The organism is Synechococcus sp. R55.7 (assembly GCF_047461955.1).
GTDB lineage: Bacteria > Cyanobacteriota > Cyanobacteriia > Thermostichales > Thermostichaceae > Thermostichus.
Window position 1 is genome coordinate 1 of record NZ_JANSIC010000347.1, and the last position, 1,398, is coordinate 1,398.

The window sequence follows — 1,398 nt, forward strand, 5'->3', positions numbered from 1 at the left end:
CTTGGTTGAGCCCGGCAACCGTGGATTCCGGCGGCAGGCGATCGTAGTTAAAAGCTGCCCAGTGGGGATCCAGCACTTGATCCCGCAACTGCTGTACCGCCTGCATCAGGCGATAGGTATCATCCCCCCAGTACAGGTAAACGGGCACGCTTCGACCGATTGATCCCCAATCTCCCAGCGGAGATCTCCATTTATTCACAATCTACTCAATAGCCAAATGCAGCCATGGCACGGGATCCACCGAATGGTTGTGGACAAATAGCCCCCAATGCAAGTGGGGCCCCGTAGCCGTTCCCGTAGCCCCAATGGCCCCAACCGGCTGGCCGGCTTCCACCCACTCTCCCTCTCGCACATCGATGCGGCTCAAATGCAGCAACAAGCTGGTCACTCCTTGGCCGTGATCGATGCCGATGGTATTCCCGTGAACGCGAAAGCCTTCCGATTCGTAGCCCACCAGCCTAACCCAACCGGCTGCGGGAGCCACCACCACTGCCCCCACAGGGCCTGCATAGTCAATACCGCGATGATAATAATCTTCCGCAAACTGGCCGTTGTAGTAGCGGCGCACCCCAAACGCAGTGGTAACCGGGCCTTGGGCTGGACGGTGAAAATACCCTTGCCAGTACTTCTCCGGGCTGATGTGCTGCCGAAAAGCCTCTACCTTAGTCCATTCCACCTCTGTGGCCCAGACGCTGGCCCCCGCCGGTAGGCGAATCCTTTGAACGGGGAACTCTCGCGGTTGCAAAGACAGTTGCAAGGGAGGTGGGATGGCATCTTGGATAAACCCTTGGATCTGAATCTGGCGAGCTCCAGGAGCATCCAAAGGGGTAGTGGGGATCAACGCCCGCCAACGGTTGGCCGCTATCTGGAAAGCTGGGTAGTGGGCTTGTGTGCCATCGGGATGGATTAGGCTGACCCTAGGCCAATCCCCAAGCAAAGTTTCCGGTGCGGCTGTGATTTGCACAGAAACGGTGTACCCCAAAGGGGGATCGGGAGGGCTCACCTGCACCTGGAGAGTACTGGCCTCAGCAGAGAGCGCTCCCAGACAGATCCCACAGCCCAAGCCCAAGATGATCTTTATCTCGGATCTTTGTCTCGACATTCATCCTCACCCCTTCCCACCTCATCCGTATTTTCCCCATACTTCATTTTGCGTAAGCCAGCTCACCTTGTCTAAGCGGTTTGGCTGGGATCCCTGCTCAACTTGGTGGAGGGAGTCAGTCCAAGTGAAGATACCGAGCCCAGCTTGACTCAAGTTGTTTAAGAATAGGTCAAGTACTCGCCCTGTCTGGCGAAAACAAAGGCATCTTTACATAACTTTCATAATCCAGAAGTCTCCGCAGCTCAAAAAGTTCTGTATTCCCACTGAAGAGGTTTCGTAGACCTTCTCCTACAGTT

1 protein-coding gene and 1 pseudogene are annotated in these 1,398 nt (G+C 55.8%); both read right to left on the reverse strand.

Annotation, left to right across the window (positions count from 1 at the left end; all coding sequences use genetic code 11):
* Positions 1–199: pseudogene (locus tag NW820_RS12375) on the reverse strand (hypothetical protein); the annotation flags it as partial.
* 3 nt (positions 200–202) lie between these two features.
* On the reverse strand, positions 203–1,102 hold the full coding sequence (locus NW820_RS12380; RefSeq protein WP_414357146.1) for a M23 family metallopeptidase: 900 nt from the start codon (positions 1,100–1,102) through the stop codon (positions 203–205).
* Positions 1,103–1,398: the final 296 nt, after the last annotated feature.

Coding starts and splice junctions, on each gene's coding strand:
- NW820_RS12380 (WP_414357146.1), bottom strand. CDS start 1,102: ATGTCGAGACAAAGATCCGAGATAAAGATCATCTTGGGCTTGGGCTGT.